Origin of the sequence: Desulfovibrio sp. SGI.230 (assembly GCF_050313065.1) — a bacterium.
Taxonomy (GTDB): domain Bacteria; phylum Desulfobacterota; class Desulfovibrionia; order Desulfovibrionales; family Desulfovibrionaceae; genus Desulfovibrio.
Genome location: NZ_JBNPKS010000001.1, coordinates 360,558 through 375,784 on the forward strand (window position 1 = coordinate 360,558; position 15,227 = coordinate 375,784).

16 protein-coding genes and 1 tRNA gene are annotated in these 15,227 nt (G+C 60.7%); 4 read left to right on the forward strand and 13 right to left on the reverse strand.

Annotation, left to right across the window (positions count from 1 at the left end):
• Nucleotide 1: 1 nt before the first annotated feature.
• Nucleotides 2-583, reverse strand: coding sequence for a TRAP transporter small permease (locus ACQRAG_RS01610; protein ID WP_168935286.1), 582 nt, complete (start codon nt 581-583; stop codon nt 2-4).
• Between the two features lie 111 nt (nt 584-694).
• Nucleotides 695-1,696, reverse strand: coding sequence for a TRAP transporter substrate-binding protein (locus ACQRAG_RS01615; protein WP_168935287.1), 1,002 nt, complete (start codon nt 1,694-1,696; stop codon nt 695-697).
• A gap of 331 nt (nt 1,697-2,027) precedes the next feature.
• Here ACQRAG_RS01615 and ACQRAG_RS01620 point away from each other — a divergent pair, with 331 nt between their 5' ends.
• The gene (locus ACQRAG_RS01620) at nt 2,028-2,789 is read left to right on the forward strand and encodes a DeoR/GlpR family DNA-binding transcription regulator (RefSeq protein WP_168935288.1); all 762 of its coding nucleotides are present in this window, start codon (nt 2,028-2,030) and stop codon (nt 2,787-2,789) included.
• Nucleotides 2,790-3,185: 396 nt separating this feature from the next.
• Here ACQRAG_RS01620 and ACQRAG_RS01625 read toward each other — a convergent pair whose 3' ends face one another.
• The 4 genes from ACQRAG_RS01625 to ACQRAG_RS01640 all read right to left on the reverse strand — a co-directional run bounded on the left by ACQRAG_RS01625 (nt 3,186) and on the right by ACQRAG_RS01640 (nt 7,228).
• Nucleotides 3,186-4,463, reverse strand: coding sequence for a Na+/H+ antiporter NhaC family protein (locus ACQRAG_RS01625; RefSeq protein ID WP_427803765.1), 1,278 nt, complete (start codon nt 4,461-4,463; stop codon nt 3,186-3,188).
• Between the two features lie 370 nt (nt 4,464-4,833).
• Complete coding sequence (locus ACQRAG_RS01630; protein WP_300646370.1) at nt 4,834-5,772, reverse strand: alpha/beta hydrolase; 939 nt, start codon at nt 5,770-5,772, stop codon at nt 4,834-4,836.
• 89 nt (nt 5,773-5,861) lie between these two features.
• Nucleotides 5,862-6,440 carry a DapH/DapD/GlmU-related protein gene (locus ACQRAG_RS01635; RefSeq protein ID WP_205906034.1) on the reverse strand — a complete coding sequence of 193 codons (579 nt, stop codon included), beginning with the start codon at nt 6,438-6,440 and terminating at the stop codon, nt 5,862-5,864.
• A gap of 197 nt (nt 6,441-6,637) precedes the next feature.
• Entirely contained in the window at nt 6,638-7,228 is a 591-nt protein-coding gene (locus tag ACQRAG_RS01640) for a LysE family transporter (RefSeq protein ID WP_427803766.1), read from the reverse strand.
• 159 nt (nt 7,229-7,387) lie between these two features.
• Between ACQRAG_RS01640 and ACQRAG_RS01645 the strand changes: the two genes are divergently transcribed.
• The 3 genes from ACQRAG_RS01645 (at nt 7,388) to ACQRAG_RS01655 (ending at nt 9,562) form a co-directional block, all read left to right on the forward strand.
• Nucleotides 7,388-8,278 (forward strand): LysR family transcriptional regulator, encoded by an 891-nt coding sequence (locus ACQRAG_RS01645; protein WP_427803767.1) that lies wholly within the window; start codon nt 7,388-7,390, stop codon nt 8,276-8,278.
• Between the two features lie 138 nt (nt 8,279-8,416).
• The gene (locus ACQRAG_RS01650; protein WP_427803768.1) at nt 8,417-9,334 is read left to right on the forward strand and encodes a DMT family transporter; all 918 of its coding nucleotides are present in this window, start codon (nt 8,417-8,419) and stop codon (nt 9,332-9,334) included.
• Between the two features lie 151 nt (nt 9,335-9,485).
• A tRNA-Arg gene (locus ACQRAG_RS01655) sits at nt 9,486-9,562 on the forward strand.
• 284 nt (nt 9,563-9,846) lie between these two features.
• Here the strand turns inward: ACQRAG_RS01655 and ACQRAG_RS01660 are convergent.
• From ACQRAG_RS01660 to ACQRAG_RS01690, 7 genes are all read right to left on the reverse strand, one after another.
• Nucleotides 9,847-10,488 carry a class I SAM-dependent methyltransferase gene (locus tag ACQRAG_RS01660; RefSeq protein WP_303867705.1) on the reverse strand — a complete coding sequence of 214 codons (642 nt, stop codon included), beginning with the start codon at nt 10,486-10,488 and terminating at the stop codon, nt 9,847-9,849.
• A complete protein-coding gene (locus ACQRAG_RS01665; protein WP_427805256.1) occupies nt 10,485-12,005 on the reverse strand; it encodes a ParB N-terminal domain-containing protein in 1,521 nt (506 codons plus the stop codon). Before ACQRAG_RS01665 ends, ACQRAG_RS01660 begins: the two co-directional genes overlap by 4 nt.
• Nucleotides 11,992-12,171 carry a hypothetical protein gene (locus ACQRAG_RS01670; RefSeq protein ID WP_204625749.1) on the reverse strand — a complete coding sequence of 60 codons (180 nt, stop codon included), beginning with the start codon at nt 12,169-12,171 and terminating at the stop codon, nt 11,992-11,994. Before ACQRAG_RS01670 ends, ACQRAG_RS01665 begins: the two co-directional genes overlap by 14 nt.
• A complete protein-coding gene (locus tag ACQRAG_RS01675) occupies nt 12,140-12,361 on the reverse strand; it encodes a Com family DNA-binding transcriptional regulator (protein ID WP_303867712.1) in 222 nt (73 codons plus the stop codon). Before ACQRAG_RS01675 ends, ACQRAG_RS01670 begins: the two co-directional genes overlap by 32 nt.
• A 209-nt stretch (nt 12,362-12,570) precedes the next feature.
• Entirely contained in the window at nt 12,571-13,437 is an 867-nt protein-coding gene (locus ACQRAG_RS01680; protein ID WP_297231472.1) for a tyrosine-type recombinase/integrase, read from the reverse strand.
• A gap of 60 nt (nt 13,438-13,497) precedes the next feature.
• Nucleotides 13,498-14,238 carry a hypothetical protein gene (locus tag ACQRAG_RS01685; RefSeq protein ID WP_427805257.1) on the reverse strand — a complete coding sequence of 247 codons (741 nt, stop codon included), beginning with the start codon at nt 14,236-14,238 and terminating at the stop codon, nt 13,498-13,500.
• A gap of 102 nt (nt 14,239-14,340) precedes the next feature.
• Complete coding sequence (locus ACQRAG_RS01690) at nt 14,341-14,865, reverse strand: phage tail protein (RefSeq protein WP_427805258.1); 525 nt, start codon at nt 14,863-14,865, stop codon at nt 14,341-14,343.
• Nucleotides 14,866-15,227 lie beyond the last annotated feature (362 nt).

Genomic DNA, 15,227 nt, shown 5'->3' on the forward strand with positions numbered 1-15,227 from the left:
CCTACAACTCCTTGCTGATTTCCTGCTCGATCTTTTCCTCTTCCGTCGCCTTGACGAAGCTGCTGGCGGGACGGCGCACGAGGGCGATCAGATCCCGCAGGCAGATAAGGATGGCCGTGAAGGCCATGATGGGCAGCGTGCTGTTGATGAAGGCCATGTTGACATTGGTGGCGACCGAGTTGGTGTCGATGGTCTGCAGCACATAGGTGATGCCGCCGTCAAGCAGCAGCCCCAGGGCGCCCATGGTCAGCAGAATGGCCAGGATCTCTATGCATTTGCGGGACATGCCCGAGAACATGTCCACAAACATGTCCACCGCGATATGCTTTTTCCAGTAGAACGCCTCAATGGCACCGAAAAAGGTGATGTAGATGAAAAGAAAGCGCGCCCATTCCTCGCTGGGGGGATAACTTCCGCCAAATACATAGCGCAAAAAGGCATTATAGAAGACCAGACCGATCATCCCCAGAAAGATGACCGCACAGAAAATTTCAAAAAGCAGTTCGCCAGACAAACCGTGCCTGTTTTCGGCAGCCGGCTGCCCGGGAGCCGTCGCGGGCGTCGTTTTGGTTTCGCTGCTCATCGTATCCCCCTGCGTATCGGAAGAAAAACCGCTGTTGCGGTGTCTGCATGCGTGGTTCAGGGTCGAAAAAGGGGGACGCCGCCCCATGCGGCATCCCCCGGTGTTCAGATGTTACTTCGCGTCGCGGTAGCTGGCGGCGCTTTCCAGAATTTCCTTGGCATTGGGAACGGTGTCATAGAACAGCTTCCAGCTGCGCTTGCCCGCTTCCACCATGTAGTCGTGGAATTCCTTGGAAGGCGTGTTCACAGAACCCTTGGCGGCCTTGATGGTCTCGATGGCCTTGGCGTCGCCTTCTTCCACCATCTGCCAGATGTCGTCAGCAGCACGCTTGGCGGCTTCGTTGAACCAGGCCTTGTCCTGTTCCGGCAGGCTCTGGTAGAACTTTTCGTTGATGTACAGGGAGTGGATCACCAGGATGTGACCGGTCAGGGTGATCTGGGGGGTGATCTCGTACATCTTCAGAGCCACGATATCGGACAGGGGGCTGTCGCCGCCGTCGATGACGCCCTGGTCAAGAGCGCTGGGCACTTCGGCGAAGGGCATGGGCTGGCCGCTGATGCCGCATTCCTTGGCAAAGTTGGTGTACAGAGGGATGTTGGGCACGCGCATGCGCAGGCCCTTCACGTCATTGACGCTGTTCAGGGGCTTCTTGGTGTAGAAGTGACGGAAGCCCAGAGGGAAGGCGTTCAGGGTACGCAGACCGGACTTTTCGGTGAAGCCTTCATTGATCAGCTTGAAGGTCTCGCCTTCCATGGCGCGGCGGGCGTGGTCATAGCTGTCGTACAGCATGGGGGTTTCCAGCATGGCCATGGCAGGATGCAGGGCCGAAGTCTGGGTACCCGTGGCACACATCTGGATGATGCCCTTACGGGTGCTGGCGATGTAGGCATCTTCCTTGCCCAGGGTACTGTTGGGGAAGACCTGCACCTCGTATTTGCCGCCAGACAGTTCCTTCAGATACTGGCCGAACTTGTGCATGCCGATGGTTTCAGGTTCGCCTTCGGGCTTCATACCGGCGATCTTGATGACGACGGTCTTGGCAGCCATGGCAGGCGCAGCCAGCGCACCCATGACAAAGGCGCAGGCCAAAAGCAGTGCAACGATACGTTTCATCATCCACCTCTGCTGATTTGGGATTGAGATAAGGAGCACCTTTTCCGCACCCTGACGGCCTTTTGCCCGTCAGGCCACCTGTTTCACAAAGCAAACCATCCGGCCGGGCCGGATGCCCTATCCGGGGACCGATCCCGACAGGATGCCGGGAAAACAGGCGTATATACTTGTTTTTGTCATAAGCCTTAGACAGGCTCCGCGTCAATCAATTTTCGTTTTTTGATAATAGAAGTTCGAAAACGAAACCTTTTCATCCGATATCCGGGAGCGGCTTGCGCGGCCCCTGTCATTCCAGTATATTGCGGCATCCTCACCCCCATCAGGACACCCCATGACCAAGACAACGGAACGCCATCAGGCCCTGCTGCACATGCTCAACGCGCGCGGCTATGCGACCATCGACGAGCTCACCAAATGTTTTTCCGTGACCCCGCAGACCATCCGCAAGGATATCAATACCCTGGCCGGACAGGGCAAGGTGCAGCGGTTCCACGGCGGTGTCGGCATGCCGCTGAGCACGGAGAACATCCTTTACGAGCAGCGCAAAAAGCTCTTCCTGCCTGAAAAAAAGGCCATCGCCCAGATGCTGGCCAAACATATCCCCGACGGGGCCTCCATCTGCATCAACCTGGGCACGACCACCGAGGAGGTCGCCTATGCCCTGCTGGGGCACAACAACCTGAGGGTGCTGACCAACAACCTCAACGTGGCCGCCATCATGGCCCGCAATCCCAACTTCGACGTGGTGGTGGCCGGCGGCACGGTGCGGCATCACGACCACGGCATCATCGGCCCCAGCGCGGAGAATTTCATCCGGGAATTCCGGGTGGATTACGGCATCATCGGCATCTCCGGCATCGACCAGGAAGGCAACATGCTGGACTTCGATTACAGGGAGGTCTCGGTGGCCCGGACCATCATCGAATGCTCGCGCCGGGTCTTCCTAGCCACGGACAATTCCAAATTCGGCCGTTCCGCCATGGTCCGGGTGGCCAATGTCTGCGATATCGAAGCCGTGTTCTCCAATGCCCCGCTCGAGGAGCACTGGCAGCACATGCTCCAGGAAGCCGGGACGGAACTGTATCTGGTCTAGCCGCATCCCGGATATGGGCGGCAAAACGCCAGATCTTCTCTGCGACCGCCCCAAGCCACGGCCTGCCGAACTGCCTGGAAACCGCTTTTGCCCGCCGGCCGGCAAAAAAACAGCTTCCCGGCAGAGCATTTTCTCCAGTGCCCCGGCAAAGGACACACTGCCGGGAAATATGGCCTGACGCCAGTGAGCGCCCCTGTTCAGTTCCCCCCAAAATGGTAACGAAAAAGCCCCGACGCTTCCGCAGATGAAGGAAGGCCGGGGCTTTTTACATACAGGACACTGCCGGGAAAAATTCTCCACCAGATGCCGGGACTGCATACGACAGGGCAGAAAAAACACGTGGAAAAGGACGCGGCCTCCTGCTCTTCCCTGCCCGACAGTCGCCGGGATACCGTCTTAGCGGCGCCGCAGCAGCATGTCCGTCAACGGCACCATATACAGATAAAAAGCATAAGGCAGGCACTCCGGTCCCACGCCCATGATGGCGCAAGGAACGCTCCCGGCGATGCTCCAGGGGATGATGGCCGCCAGCAGAACGATGCCGTTTTCCAGCGGCAGGACCATCTCCTTCCCGTTCTGCCAGAGAGGGGCGCACAGCTGCTTCGTCAGCATGATGCCGAGCGTCTGGTTGCAGCTCACGGCAGCCACGGGCAGGCCTGCCAGCACCGTGGTCCGAAAGGCCCCCAGCCGTAAGGACAGCCGCTTGCAAAGCGAAGAAAGGCCATCCAGCAGACCGGTCGCCTCCAGAAGGCCCGCATAGGCCGAAGTCAACAGGACGATGCCCGCCACCTGTGCCATGGAGAGCAGGCCGCCCCCCGCCAGCATCTCCATGCCCGCCGGAGGCTCATAGCCGAACACCAGACAGCGCAGCAAGGCAGCCGGTGACATCTGCTGGACAGCCAGAGAGACCACGCATCCGGCAAGGATGCTGCATGCCATGATCTTTTTGACATCCCAGCGCAACAGTAGGGGGACCAGCATGAAGACGGCCGGCAGCAGGACCCGGGCATCCAGCACCAGCCCGTCGGCAAACAGACCGTCCACATGCGGCAGGCTCTCGGCCCGTGCCGACGGCAGCAGGACGTAGGCCAGGCAGACCAGAAAGAAGGGCAGCAGGGACGTACGCCACATGAGCCGTACGTTGTCATAGATGGACGTCCCTGTCAGGGCGCAGACCAGCGCCGCGCTGGACGACATGGGCGAACTTCGGTCCCCCACATAAATGCCGCTCATGACCGCCCCGGCCGTCAGGAGCGGATCGGGCCCGGCCGTGCGCGCCAGCAGCATGAAAACGACGCCCAATGTACTGGCCGTGCCGAACGAGGTCCCAAGCAGCAGACTCAGCAGGCTGCACAGCAGGAAGACCCATAGATGAAAATGGGCAGGATCCACCCACGGCAGGCAGTGGTGGATGATGTAGGGGATGGTCCCGGCCGAACGCCAGACCGCTGTCAGCATGCCGATGAGGACGAAGATCTTCAGGATGTTGCCGATGGTCCGCACGCCCCTGCCGCACAGGCCCACGATCTCGCGGGGCCGAAAGCCCAGACGGAAAGCGTACCCGGTAAAACACAGCAGGCCGAAGGCCAGAGCCCACAGCAAGGATGCGCCCGTGACGATGCACAGGGCCAGCCCACCAAGAAACAGCGATATGACGACGGCGTTCATGGACATGATTCCATTCCACGCCCGCCCGGGCCTGTCAAACGCTTTTCCGCCGGCAAAGCCCCTGTCTCGCCGGCAGACTGCCGCCTGTCTGCACTACCTAGACGATTTCCGATAAAAGCCGCTTACCGGCTCTCCCGTATGACGAAAAGCCCGGCCCCTCGTGTAAAGAGGCCGGGCTGATCTTCTTTTTTCTCTCTGCAGGCTTTCCCTCGCAGCGCAGAAACCTGGGTGCGTCCTCTCCGCTGCCCTGAACTCAGGCCATCCCGCAGACAGCACACAGGAAGGCAGGACACGGTCAGTCCTCCGCCTGCCCCTTGCTGCCGGAGGAGACAGCCCCGCAAGAGCAGCCCTCCGACAACACGAGAAAGGGCTATGCCTACAGCGCCTTACCGAAGAACTCTTTCAGGGCTTCCACCACCTGGGTGACGTATTCCGGCTTGTCGTACAGGTCCACGTGGCTGGCTCCTTCCACCACATGGATCTTCTTGGGCTCCCTGGCCCGCCGGTAGGCATCTTCCGTGAAATAGAGCGTATCCGCCCGGCTGCCCACGATGAACAGCAGAGGACGGGGCGACACCGTATCCAGATAGGCAAAGGCATCGAAGGCCGCCAGCTTGTCATTGCTGGAAACAAGGTAACGGTTGACGGACGTCGGATAACTGCAGCGCGGCGTCCTGTAGTATTCGTAGGCTTCCCGCTGGATCACGGACGTATGCTCGTCGATCTCGTCCGGGCCGTCCGGGACATACTTCCAGCAGGGAGCTTCCTCTCCCCGGGCTGCCGCCGTTCTGGCGCGGGCCACTTCCTGCAGCAGCTTCTGCATGAAGTTCTCGATCTCGACACCGGGAAAGCCGTTTCTGGCACTGTCGCCCACGTCCCAGGTGCTGATCCCGGCCGCAGCCTTGATGCGCACATCGGTCTGGATGGCGCTCATGGTATAGCCGCCCCCCGCGCAGACGCCCATGGCCCCGATGCGCTCTGCATCGACGTACGGCAGGGTGACGAGGTAATCCACAGCCGAGCGGATGTCCTCCACGCGCGAGAAAGGATCTTCCAGACACCGGGGCAGACCTTCGCTCTCGCCCTGATGGGAGGCATCGAATGCCAGGGCCACATAGCCGGCCCGGGCCAGATGCCAGGCGTAAAGCGAGGAACACTGTTCCTTCACGCCGCCGCCGGGATGGGTGACCACCACCGCCGGATATTTGGCGTCCGCATCAAAACCATCGGGCAGGAACAGCAGGCCCGCCAAATTGAGATCGAACTTTTTGAACGAAACTTTTTTCCCTTCTTCGTAATGCGTCGCGTACTGCATATTCTTTTCCCCTGTCCGGCGTTGAGCCGGTTCATGATCCGGCGGGACGACCCGCAGGGCGGCGTCCTGCGCGCAACGGTACGGCAGGCCTAGGCGCCCTGCTCCACAGTTTTGATGATCCTGGCCGGGACACCAGCCACGATGGTACGTGGCGGGACGTCCTCACGGACCACAGATCCTGCCGCCACCACGGCGCCATCGCCCACATGCACCCCCGGCAGGAGGATGGCACCGGAACCGATCCAGACATCCTTGCCGATGACGATGGGCGCGATGTTGTGGACATGACGCCGGTCCGGCGGCAAGCCGTGGTTGATGGTGGCCAGGGTCACCCGGTGCCCGATGAGCGTCCCGTCACCGATGCTGATCCCGCCCTGATCCTGGAAACAGCAGCAGGCATTGATGAAAACACGGCGCCCGATGCGGATATTTTTGCCGAAGTCGGTATAGAACGGCGGGAACAGACGGAACGTCTCATCTATCGGGCGTCCCGTGATCCGCCCCATGATCTCCCGGATCTCTTCAGGCGTATGGAAGGCATTGTTCAGCTCCGCGGTCAGGCGCATGGCCTCGTACGAATAGCCGTGCATGCAGTCAAAGGCTTCCGTGCCCGTGACCAGCGGCTGTCCCGCATCCAGGTGTTCCAGCAATGTGTCCAGAGACATCATGGCTTATTCTCCTTCATGATGAAGATCAGGCTGACCGCTGCCACAAGGCCTGATGGCGACCGCCTGCGTTCCCTGAGGAGATAGCAGAAAGGCAGTTATCAGGTAAAATACCTATATCAAATAGCTATCCATGCGTTTTAAGCATGATAAAGACTGTAGGCTACGGGCCCTTTCCCGGCGTTTGCGGCCCATCGGCATCACTGATCCAGCAGTGACCAGGCACAGCCGACCAGCAGAGCCCCCAGCAATCCATTCGTCACGCGGACATGCCGCTGGAACACGCTCTGCAGACTGGCTCCCGCCACGGCCCACACGATGGTGCCCAGACTGCCCATCATGGTCAGGAAGCACATCCCGGCAAGAAGTGCCGCAACAGAATCATGGTGCGGCAGGATGAAGGCGGAATAGGCCGTCATGCCGTAGACCATGATCTTGACGTTGACGAACTGGAGCACGAATCCGGTCATGAAGCCCGCATCGGCACGCCCGTCACTGTTGCCCCCTGCCTTCGGCATGGCGGTCTTCCATGCCAGCCAGAGCAGATAGGCGCTCCCGACATAGCGCATGATCTGCAGGAAGGAGGCGGACAGCACGGAAAACGAGAAAGAAAGTACACCGCAAATGGCCATGACACAGAAAAAACCGCCGCAGATCCCGGCAAGAACAGGGATACTGCCCCTGAATCCTGCCCGGCCGCCCGTCGTAAGAGCCAGGATGTTGTTGGGGCCGGGCGTGATGGCCGTGATGAAGGTGAATACGAAAAAAGCCGAAAGTACCGATGCAGGCATGTGCCCCTCCGTAGCGTTTTGGGACGACTGTCGTATCTGTGACCCGATCCCGTACCGGGCCAAGCGACATCTCTGCAGGGTACGCTGATGACTTTATGCGAAAAAGCAAATATATTCGCAGCCATGATTCTATAATATCGATATATTCTGGAGGGGCCTGTGGATACGCGCAGCATCGTCGTCATCAAGACCATCCTGGAAGAAGGCAGTTTCCAGAAGGCCGCGCAGCGCCTCAACTGCTCTCAGTCCACTGTGACCTTTCAGGTGCGCCAGCTCGAGAACGAGCTTTCTGTACGCCTTTTCGAGCGTCTTGGGAGGCGCATGGTCTTCACCCCTGCCGGCAAGAGCATCCTGCCTCATATGGAAGCTATCCTGCATTCCATGCAGGCCATCACGGCATACAACGACCCTGCGTCCCTGCACGGGGAGCTGCGTGTGGCTGTGGCGGAATCCCTGCTCTCCTACAAGCTCCATGCCCTGCTCGGCGATTTCGTGGAGCGGGCTCCGGCTGTGAAGCTCCAGCTGCACAGCCTCAATTGTCACGACATCAGGGAAGGCATCCTCTCCGGCCAGTATGATCTGGGGGTTTATTATGATGTGGGCGGTCATCCGCACACGCTGGAGGTGCTGCCGCTTGGCCAGGCAAAGGGGATCATCGTCGCCTCGCCCCTGCTCGCTCCCGGGCTCCGGAACTTCGATACGCCCCACCAGAGGAAGGAGACCAGCTTCATCATCAATGAGCCCCGCAGCATCTACCGGGAACGAATGGAAGCCCACCTTCGCGCCAGGGACATCCTGTTCCGCAACACCATAGAGCTTTGGAGCATCGAATCCATCAAAAAGACCGTGGCTGCCAACCTGGGGGTCTCCTTCCTGCCGACGTTTGCCGTAGAGCAGGAACTGGCTACCGGGAGTCTGATAGAGCTGCCGGTACGCATGTCTGGATGCATCGTCCAGGCCATCTGCGTCTGGCACAAGAACAGAGAAAGCACGCCCGCCATGCGCCTTTTCAGGGATCTGCTACAAGCTTCCGCCCTGTTCCCGATGTAACGGCTGCTGCAGCGTCTACCATGCCGGAGCCCTGCCCCGTCCGCTCATGGCTCGGCCCGCCCCCTGCCTTCATTTCCGCATGACAAGCCCATGACAAAGCTGTAGGGTGCCCCCCGTAACGCTCAACGGAGGATGAACATGCCGGGTTCCAACGCTACCGGGTTGATGCTGGCCCTGCTCACGGCCTTATTCTGGGGGGCCCTGCCGCTGGCCCTCAAACACCTGCTTTCCACGGTGGACGCGCTTTCCATCGTCTGCCTGCGCTTCTGGGTAGCTGCCGCCTGGACATGGGGCCTTTCCTGCCGACATCCCGGCAACAGCACGCCGCTGGGCCGCCAGGAAAAGATTCTGCTGGTCCTGGCCGCTGCGGGCCTGAGCTGCAACTTCGTGTTCTTCAACTCGTCGGTGGCCTATCTCAGCGCCTCCGCCTGCCAGATCCTGGCACAGGCGGGCCCCGTCCTCCTGCTGCTGGGCAGTGTGTTCGTCCTGCGCGAGCCCTTCCTCCCCATCCAGGGGGGGAGCGTCATCGTCCTGCTTGGGGGCCTTCTGCTGTTTTTCAATACCCGGCTGCTGGAGCTGGCCAACGGTGACATGCTCATCGGCATGGCGCTGGGGATCATGGCCGCCGTCGTCTGGGCCAGCTACGGCATCGCCCAGAAAGTCCTGCTGCGCACGATCTCGCCCGGGCGCATCATGCGTTTCATCTATCTTGCCGGTGCCCTAGCCCTAACGCCGCTCTCCACTCCTTCGGCCTTCCTTGAGCTGGACTCGTTGCAGACGGGCTGCCTGATCTTTGCCTGCATCAATACCATCGTCGCCTACGGTGCTTTTTCCACGGCCATGAAGAACTGGCATGCCGCCAAGGTCAGCGCTGTGGTCACCACCACCCCGCTGTTCACACTTGGCCTGGAAGCCCTGGGGGCGCTGGCCCTGCCCCAGGTCTTTCCTCTGGAGCACCTGGGCCTGCTTAGCCTGTTGGGAGCTGTCGTCGTCGTGCTGGGGGCCATGGGCATCGCGCTTGGTCCCATGCTGCACCTGCCGCACAAGCGTTCCTGAGCTGAGCGCGTCATGCTGGCGGGATCGCTGTAGAGGATTTTCCTGCGTTGCGGCACAAAACGGCCTGCCTTCAGCCCCGGAAATACAGGACCTTCCGCCCGCCAGCTTCAACTTGACAGCGCGCGTCAGACTGCTTTACAAGATACGAAGCGCGCTCGTAGCTCAGTCGGATAGAGCGATTGCCTCCTAAGCAGTAGGCCGCAGGTTCGATTCCTGCCGGGCGCACCACAATAAAATCAATGGGATACCGGTAAAAACGGTGTCCCATTTTTTTTGGCTTTGCGACCATTTTGCGACCATCCTGCGCGCTGCTGCGAATAAGTTTACGGTTGTGAGCTGTTACGAAACTTGAGAACAGCGCTCGGTGTGAGGGCGCAAGATAAATGAGAATCTCCCGCACGATAAATGAGAACGTGCCAGAGCACTTTTTATGCTTTGGCACGTTTTTTTCATGGCGATTTTTGCAGGGCATTCTATGTGTCAAAACAGACACAAAAATACCCCCGCTTTTTTTAGCCTTCTATGATCCAGCCCACGAAGTCCCCAAACCTGAAAACCTCCACGGCGTCCTCTCCCAGTTCCCCAGGGTAAAGCGGGCGCTGAATCCCTGACAGGGAGAGTTCCTTCCTGACCACGGCTCCGGGCTCCACCCCCTGATCCAGTTTGGAAGCCCAGGTCAGCCTTGCCAGAACCGTGGCAGGATAGCCGCCCGGCGGCACCAGCTTGTCAAAGACAATGATGGCCCCGCCGGGGCGTAGCTGCTGCCGCAGACGGGCCAGAAGCTTTCTGCGGGCGGGCACAGCCAGGAACATGAATACCAGGAAGGCCACGGCCACGTCGAAAGGCTTGTAGTCGAAGCGGGTTATATCAGCCCGCAGCGCCCGCCCTGGCGCGTTGTAGGCCTCCACCATGTCCGGGCATTCATCCAGGGCAGTCAGCCGCGCACCGCGCGCCTCAAGCGTGTGCGCCAGCACGCGCCCCACATTGCCCGTAGATGCCCCCAGATCATAGACCTTGCCATTTTTGGGAATGTACTGGCGGGCAATCAGCCCCATCGCAGCGCTGGCCAGCTCATACCAGGGCAGTTGCTCCCGGACATGCCCGTCAAACTCTCCGGCGAAACCGTGGAAAGTCCAGTCTTGGCCCTGACTCATACGCCCTCCAGATCCAGCCCCAGGCGCATGGAAAAGGCTTGCAGGGCTAGGCGTACAAGCCCCATACGCTGCCCGTCCGGGTACGGCAGATCAAACTCAAAGCGCAGGCTTTTGGCCAGGTCTCGCGGATGCCAGGCCAGTGGCTTACGGCAACGAACCGTCACCATTCCGTCGGACAGACCCGCTTCCACGGAGCCGAAATACCGGCTCCACAGCTCCAGCCATTCCGCTTCCTCAAAGAACTTTTGGGCCTTGGGAGCCGTGGCAACATCCCCCAGCACCACCCCCTTTTCCATACGCAGCGGGAAGGTGCAGGACCGGGAGGCACGCTGGCTCAGGGATTCACCTTCCTGGACCCAGCCCCATGCGCTGCTTTTGGTGCCGCGTGCCGCCGCGCATACCAGCGTTTCCGGGCCGCACAAGGCCGCCACGATGCGCAGGATATGTTCCCTGTCCTCCGGGAAGGGGACGCTGTTCAGCACGCTGGAAACAAAGATAGCGCTGAATGGTGTACCAGCCCGCACGGCGGACAAAAAGCCCATGGCCGAAGCCCGTCCCTGTTCCCGGTTGACCACGTTGTTGCAGGCGGGATACGGCTCGAACTCAGTCACGCGGATACCCACGTCCCGGAGCATACGAGCCTCATCTCCCTGTCCAGATCCGAAATCCAGCACCGTGTCCCCACAAGCGGCCTTCCATTTTGCCATGAACTTCTCATCCAAGCGTACATCCGACAGACGCTTGTGCCGGTACACCGGCAGCACAAACGCCCGCCCCAGAAAGGTGCGCCGCAGCCAGTCCCGCCGGAACGCGCCGTAGCGCAAAAAGTCCGCGCTGTCGCCGGAGAACCTGAAGTCCATAGACAATAGGTTCAGCATGGCGCGGGCAAGCTCCGCCCGGCCAGTGTCCAGCGTGACCACGGAGATCTCTTTCCGGCCCTTGCGAGCGGCGGCTTCCAGCCTGCCCACGCCGTTGATGACGGAGCCGTCCGGCGTGACGACAATGGGCAAATGGACACCGAGCCTGGCCAGCATCCGCCCCACGTTGGCGGCATGGCGCACGAAGTGCGACACGTTCTGGCGGGCCAGGGGGAGGACTTCCCGCATTTCAGCGGCCATACAGGGGAAGAAGGCCGGACTGTCCGGGGCGACGTCCGGTAACGTGTCCGCCAGGGTTCGCACGTCAGCACCGCGCAGGGCCGTCTCCATGTCCTGCTCGGTATCCTGCAAGGGGATGTCGTTGGTGGCCCGGTTGAACAGGATGTTGAGACCGCGCCTTCGGGCTTCCGGCACCTCCACGCGCAGCACTGGCACACGAGAAACGCCCATGTCCACGGCTACGGTGTGCCGCTGATGGCCGGACAGGATTTCTCCGTCCGGAGAGGCCACCAGCGGCAGCAAAAAGCCCAGCTTGCGCAGGGACAGCTTCACCAGGTCCAGACGCTCCGCGTCGGCCTCGCGGGGATTGTACAGAGCGGGCCGCAGGGCGGAAACGGACACAAGCTCAATTCTGGGCATAACCGAGCCTCCGCAGGATTTCCGCCTTGATTTCCCTGTCGGTGAAGCCCGCGTCGCGCATCAACGCGGCTTCCCATGCCTTGAACTTGTCGAGCTTCACCGGGATGCGGTAGGGGCCTACCGTGATGATGGTCTCAGTGGCTGATTTTTTCTTCGGAACCAGCATAAAATGCTCCGTCTTGGCCGTCGGACGGCTCGGAGCCGGGGATCCTATCCCTCAGATGATTCAGCGTGCCGCAACGGGGGCACTTGATTTCTAGGTCGTGGGCTGTTCCTTTGCCCAGCAGCTTGTTGCAATGACCACAGCGGATTTCCTTCTTGTCCTTCATTTTCAGCGTTTCCAGCAGTTGCCCCATGAGGTCCGCCATGCTAGACCATGCCTTGTCCCTAGCGGACAGACACGACAGGCGGATACTCTGCAAGCGGCTGCCTTCCGCTTGTGGGGCCGTGGTGCGACGTTAGGCCGTCGCGCCGGTGGGGGCGTCCCTCGCCCCCGCCACCTGTCAGGCCTCAACTATACGGGAACGCGCCGCTCCCTGCCCGGAAACAGCGCGTTCCATGCACATTATTTTCCCAGCCCCGGTCCCGCCGAAATGGCTTTCTTGAGCTGTTTCCACTTGATATGTTGGTATGTTTTCAGTAACATAGACGGATCGGAGTGCCCCATTATCTCGGCAACAGCTTTGATGTCGGCGTCATATTCCAGGGCGCTTGTCGGGAAGGCGTGTCGCAAGCTGTAGGGCGTTATGACACGGGAAATTCCCGCTGCCTTCCGTGCCGCGTGCCACGCATGGCCGATACACATGACCTTTTTCCCCTGCCAATGGATAACCCACGGGCAGTCTATTTTTGCGTCCTCTTCCCACCACCTACGCAGTTCCGGTAAAACGTCATCCCGTACAGGAATCAGGCGGGATTCCGCGCGTGCGCCTTTCCGGGCGTTAGGCATGCGGATGATCCCCGCGTCCAGATCGACGTCTTCCCAGCGCAATTTGAACAGCTCCGAGGGGCCGATGCGCGGCCCGGCCATCATGCCCAGCGTGATGACGCGCGCCACATGATACGCAGCCACGTCGCGCATGCGCCTGGCCTCGGCCAATGTGGGTGGCATGACCCGCCGTGCCCTGGGCCGGGGAAAGCGTACCCCTTCCAGCGGATTGCTGGCCAGTCTGCCTGTACCGACCCCCCAGCGCAGTATCGTGAGCAGCAGCTTCGCCCGGAGAACGGCCGTTGCCAGGGATACCCCCAGCTGCCGCTGTCCCTCCATAAACTCGCTGATGTGCTGGGGCTTGAGCCTCCGGGCCTGCCACCCTCCGACCAGACGCAGTACCGGCCGGATGTGGTAGCGCCCGCTTTTTTGTGTCACGGGGTGGGTACAATGCACTGTGAAATAGGCATCCGCCAGCTCCCTGACGGTGATTCCTTTTGCCATGCGAACCTCCTGTTATATGGTCCGCACGACTTTTTACCCTGCACATCCTTCTGTCAAAAACTACAGCCGCCTTTCCATGTCCTGCCGCATGGCTTCCAAGCGCCGTACCATCTCGGCCGCGTCCTCTTGGGACATATCGCCGTGTCGTTCCTCAAGGCGTATCCACCAGCGGGTAGCGCGGCAATCCTTGGCCCGGACGTGTCCGCCCGCCGTGGCGACCAGGCCCCGGCAGACGCCGGGCAGCCAGGCGGCCGGGCGCAGAACGCCGCGCAAGCCTTCGTCATTCCAGGCCTGGCCCAGATGGGCCAACCAGTCCCCCACCATGACCCGCCAACCGCGCCAGAAACGGGGCTGATCGAACACGCAGCTCTCGGCCTCGATGCGACCGCCATGATGTGCCCAGCCGGCAAAAGCCCGCACGTCGCACCGCCTCGGCTCCCCCCAGTTGCGGATCAGGCAGCGCCGCAGGATGATCCACATACAGGATTGTACTTCCGGGCCGCGCCTTCCGAAGTTCTCAAAAAGGCAGTCCTCAAAAATGACTATCTTGCCGCGTTCCACCGCCAGCTTGTCCGCATCTCCTGAACCGCAGAGGATGAGCTTGGCCGCCCCCCGGATGACGCATCGCCGGAAGATGGCGCGGCTGCCCCAGGTGATGCCTACCGCCTCGTCCAGCCGCTCCAATGGGCAGGCGGACAGATCGATGATGCTGTCCTCCACCAGCCAGGACTGCCCGTCGCTGATTCCCAAGCCGTGCCCGCCCATGTCCGGAATGGTGATATGCTGCCCGCTCAGCCGCATGTCTTGACCTCGCCGCATAAGGTGCAGACCCAGTGCAGGCCGTCGGACGTAAGCACCAGGCGCAACGCATGGCCACAGATAGGACACGTCTGCCCCAGCAAGCTAGACAGCATAACTGACCTCAATGGCCCGCACGGCCTCCACACTGTCCGCCGCGTCCACAGCGGCCAGCAGCTCGTCTCGCCGGGCGGCGTGCCGGGACTGCACATAGGTCAGGCCCTCCGCATCCTCCACGGCAAAGAGGGCCGCACCCACGGCCACGTCCTGTGTGGTGGGTGCTGCGGCAGGCATGGTCAGGGAGGCGGCCAGGGCGGCGTCGTAGCCGTTCTGGATCTCGGTGCGCTTGGCGGACTTGGCATCGGGCAAAGCACGAGCGGCGGCCTCCTCGGCAGCTTTCTTTTCCCGGCGGTCTTTTTCCGCCTGCCAGAGCACCACATACGGTGCGACCTGTTCGTCGTAGTCCTCAACGGTCAGGGGCCGGTTGGGACCGCCCGTCCACTCCGTATGGCCCGCGTCATCGCGCCATTGCAGGGCGTGCAATCCATCAGGGGCCTGGAAATCAAAAAACAGGGCTACACCGTCGCAAATAATGAGCTTATCGGCGGGGACAACCGTAACAGTGTGCATGGGGACAACCTCCGAAATTGTTATGGATTGAGGGGATAGCATGACTCGTTCTGGGCATCTGCCAAGGGCACAGGACAGGTCCGTTCACCTCATCACGCCGGGCCTTGATCTGTTCCGCTCTGGCCAGAATTTCTTCTTCTGTGATTTCCCGCAGACCATGCGGGGTGTGTTCAAACCACATCATACATAATCGCCTTCTGTTATTTGTTTTTTAGGAAAAATGTCGGTCTTGCTGGCACTGTCGGGGAAACGACCTTGTCCACAGAGCAGATGCCAGTGCATGGACATAACTATACTTTCCGTAGCGCAAGCCGCGACTGTGGATATGCAAGCGGTTCACCCATGTTCTGGCAAAATACCAC

Bases quoted from the DNA above. Each gene is read 5' to 3' on its own strand.
- ACQRAG_RS01610 (WP_168935286.1), bottom strand. From the start codon at position 583: ATGAGCAGCGAAACCAAAACGACGCCCGCGACGGCTCCCGGGCAGCCG.
- ACQRAG_RS01615 (WP_168935287.1), bottom strand. From the start codon at position 1,696: ATGAAACGTATCGTTGCACTGCTTTTGGCCTGCGCCTTTGTCATGGGT.
- ACQRAG_RS01620 (WP_168935288.1), top strand. From the start codon at position 2,028: ATGACCAAGACAACGGAACGCCATCAGGCCCTGCTGCACATGCTCAAC.
- ACQRAG_RS01625 (WP_427803765.1), bottom strand. From the start codon at position 4,463: ATGTCCATGAACGCCGTCGTCATATCGCTGTTTCTTGGTGGGCTGGCC.
- ACQRAG_RS01630 (WP_300646370.1), bottom strand. From the start codon at position 5,772: ATGCAGTACGCGACGCATTACGAAGAAGGGAAAAAAGTTTCGTTCAAA.
- ACQRAG_RS01635 (WP_205906034.1), bottom strand. From the start codon at position 6,440: ATGATGTCTCTGGACACATTGCTGGAACACCTGGATGCGGGACAGCCG.
- ACQRAG_RS01640 (WP_427803766.1), bottom strand. From the start codon at position 7,228: ATGCCTGCATCGGTACTTTCGGCTTTTTTCGTATTCACCTTCATCACG.
- ACQRAG_RS01650 (WP_427803768.1), top strand. From the start codon at position 8,417: ATGCCGGGTTCCAACGCTACCGGGTTGATGCTGGCCCTGCTCACGGCC.
- ACQRAG_RS01660 (WP_303867705.1), bottom strand. From the start codon at position 10,488: ATGAGTCAGGGCCAAGACTGGACTTTCCACGGTTTCGCCGGAGAGTTT.
- ACQRAG_RS01665 (WP_427805256.1), bottom strand. From the start codon at position 12,005: ATGCCCAGAATTGAGCTTGTGTCCGTTTCCGCCCTGCGGCCCGCTCTG.
- ACQRAG_RS01670 (WP_204625749.1), bottom strand. From the start codon at position 12,171: ATGCTGGTTCCGAAGAAAAAATCAGCCACTGAGACCATCATCACGGTA.
- ACQRAG_RS01675 (WP_303867712.1), bottom strand. From the start codon at position 12,361: ATGGGGCAACTGCTGGAAACGCTGAAAATGAAGGACAAGAAGGAAATC.
- ACQRAG_RS01680 (WP_297231472.1), bottom strand. From the start codon at position 13,437: ATGGCAAAAGGAATCACCGTCAGGGAGCTGGCGGATGCCTATTTCACA.
- ACQRAG_RS01685 (WP_427805257.1), bottom strand. From the start codon at position 14,238: ATGCGGCTGAGCGGGCAGCATATCACCATTCCGGACATGGGCGGGCAC.
- ACQRAG_RS01690 (WP_427805258.1), bottom strand. From the start codon at position 14,865: ATGCACACTGTTACGGTTGTCCCCGCCGATAAGCTCATTATTTGCGAC.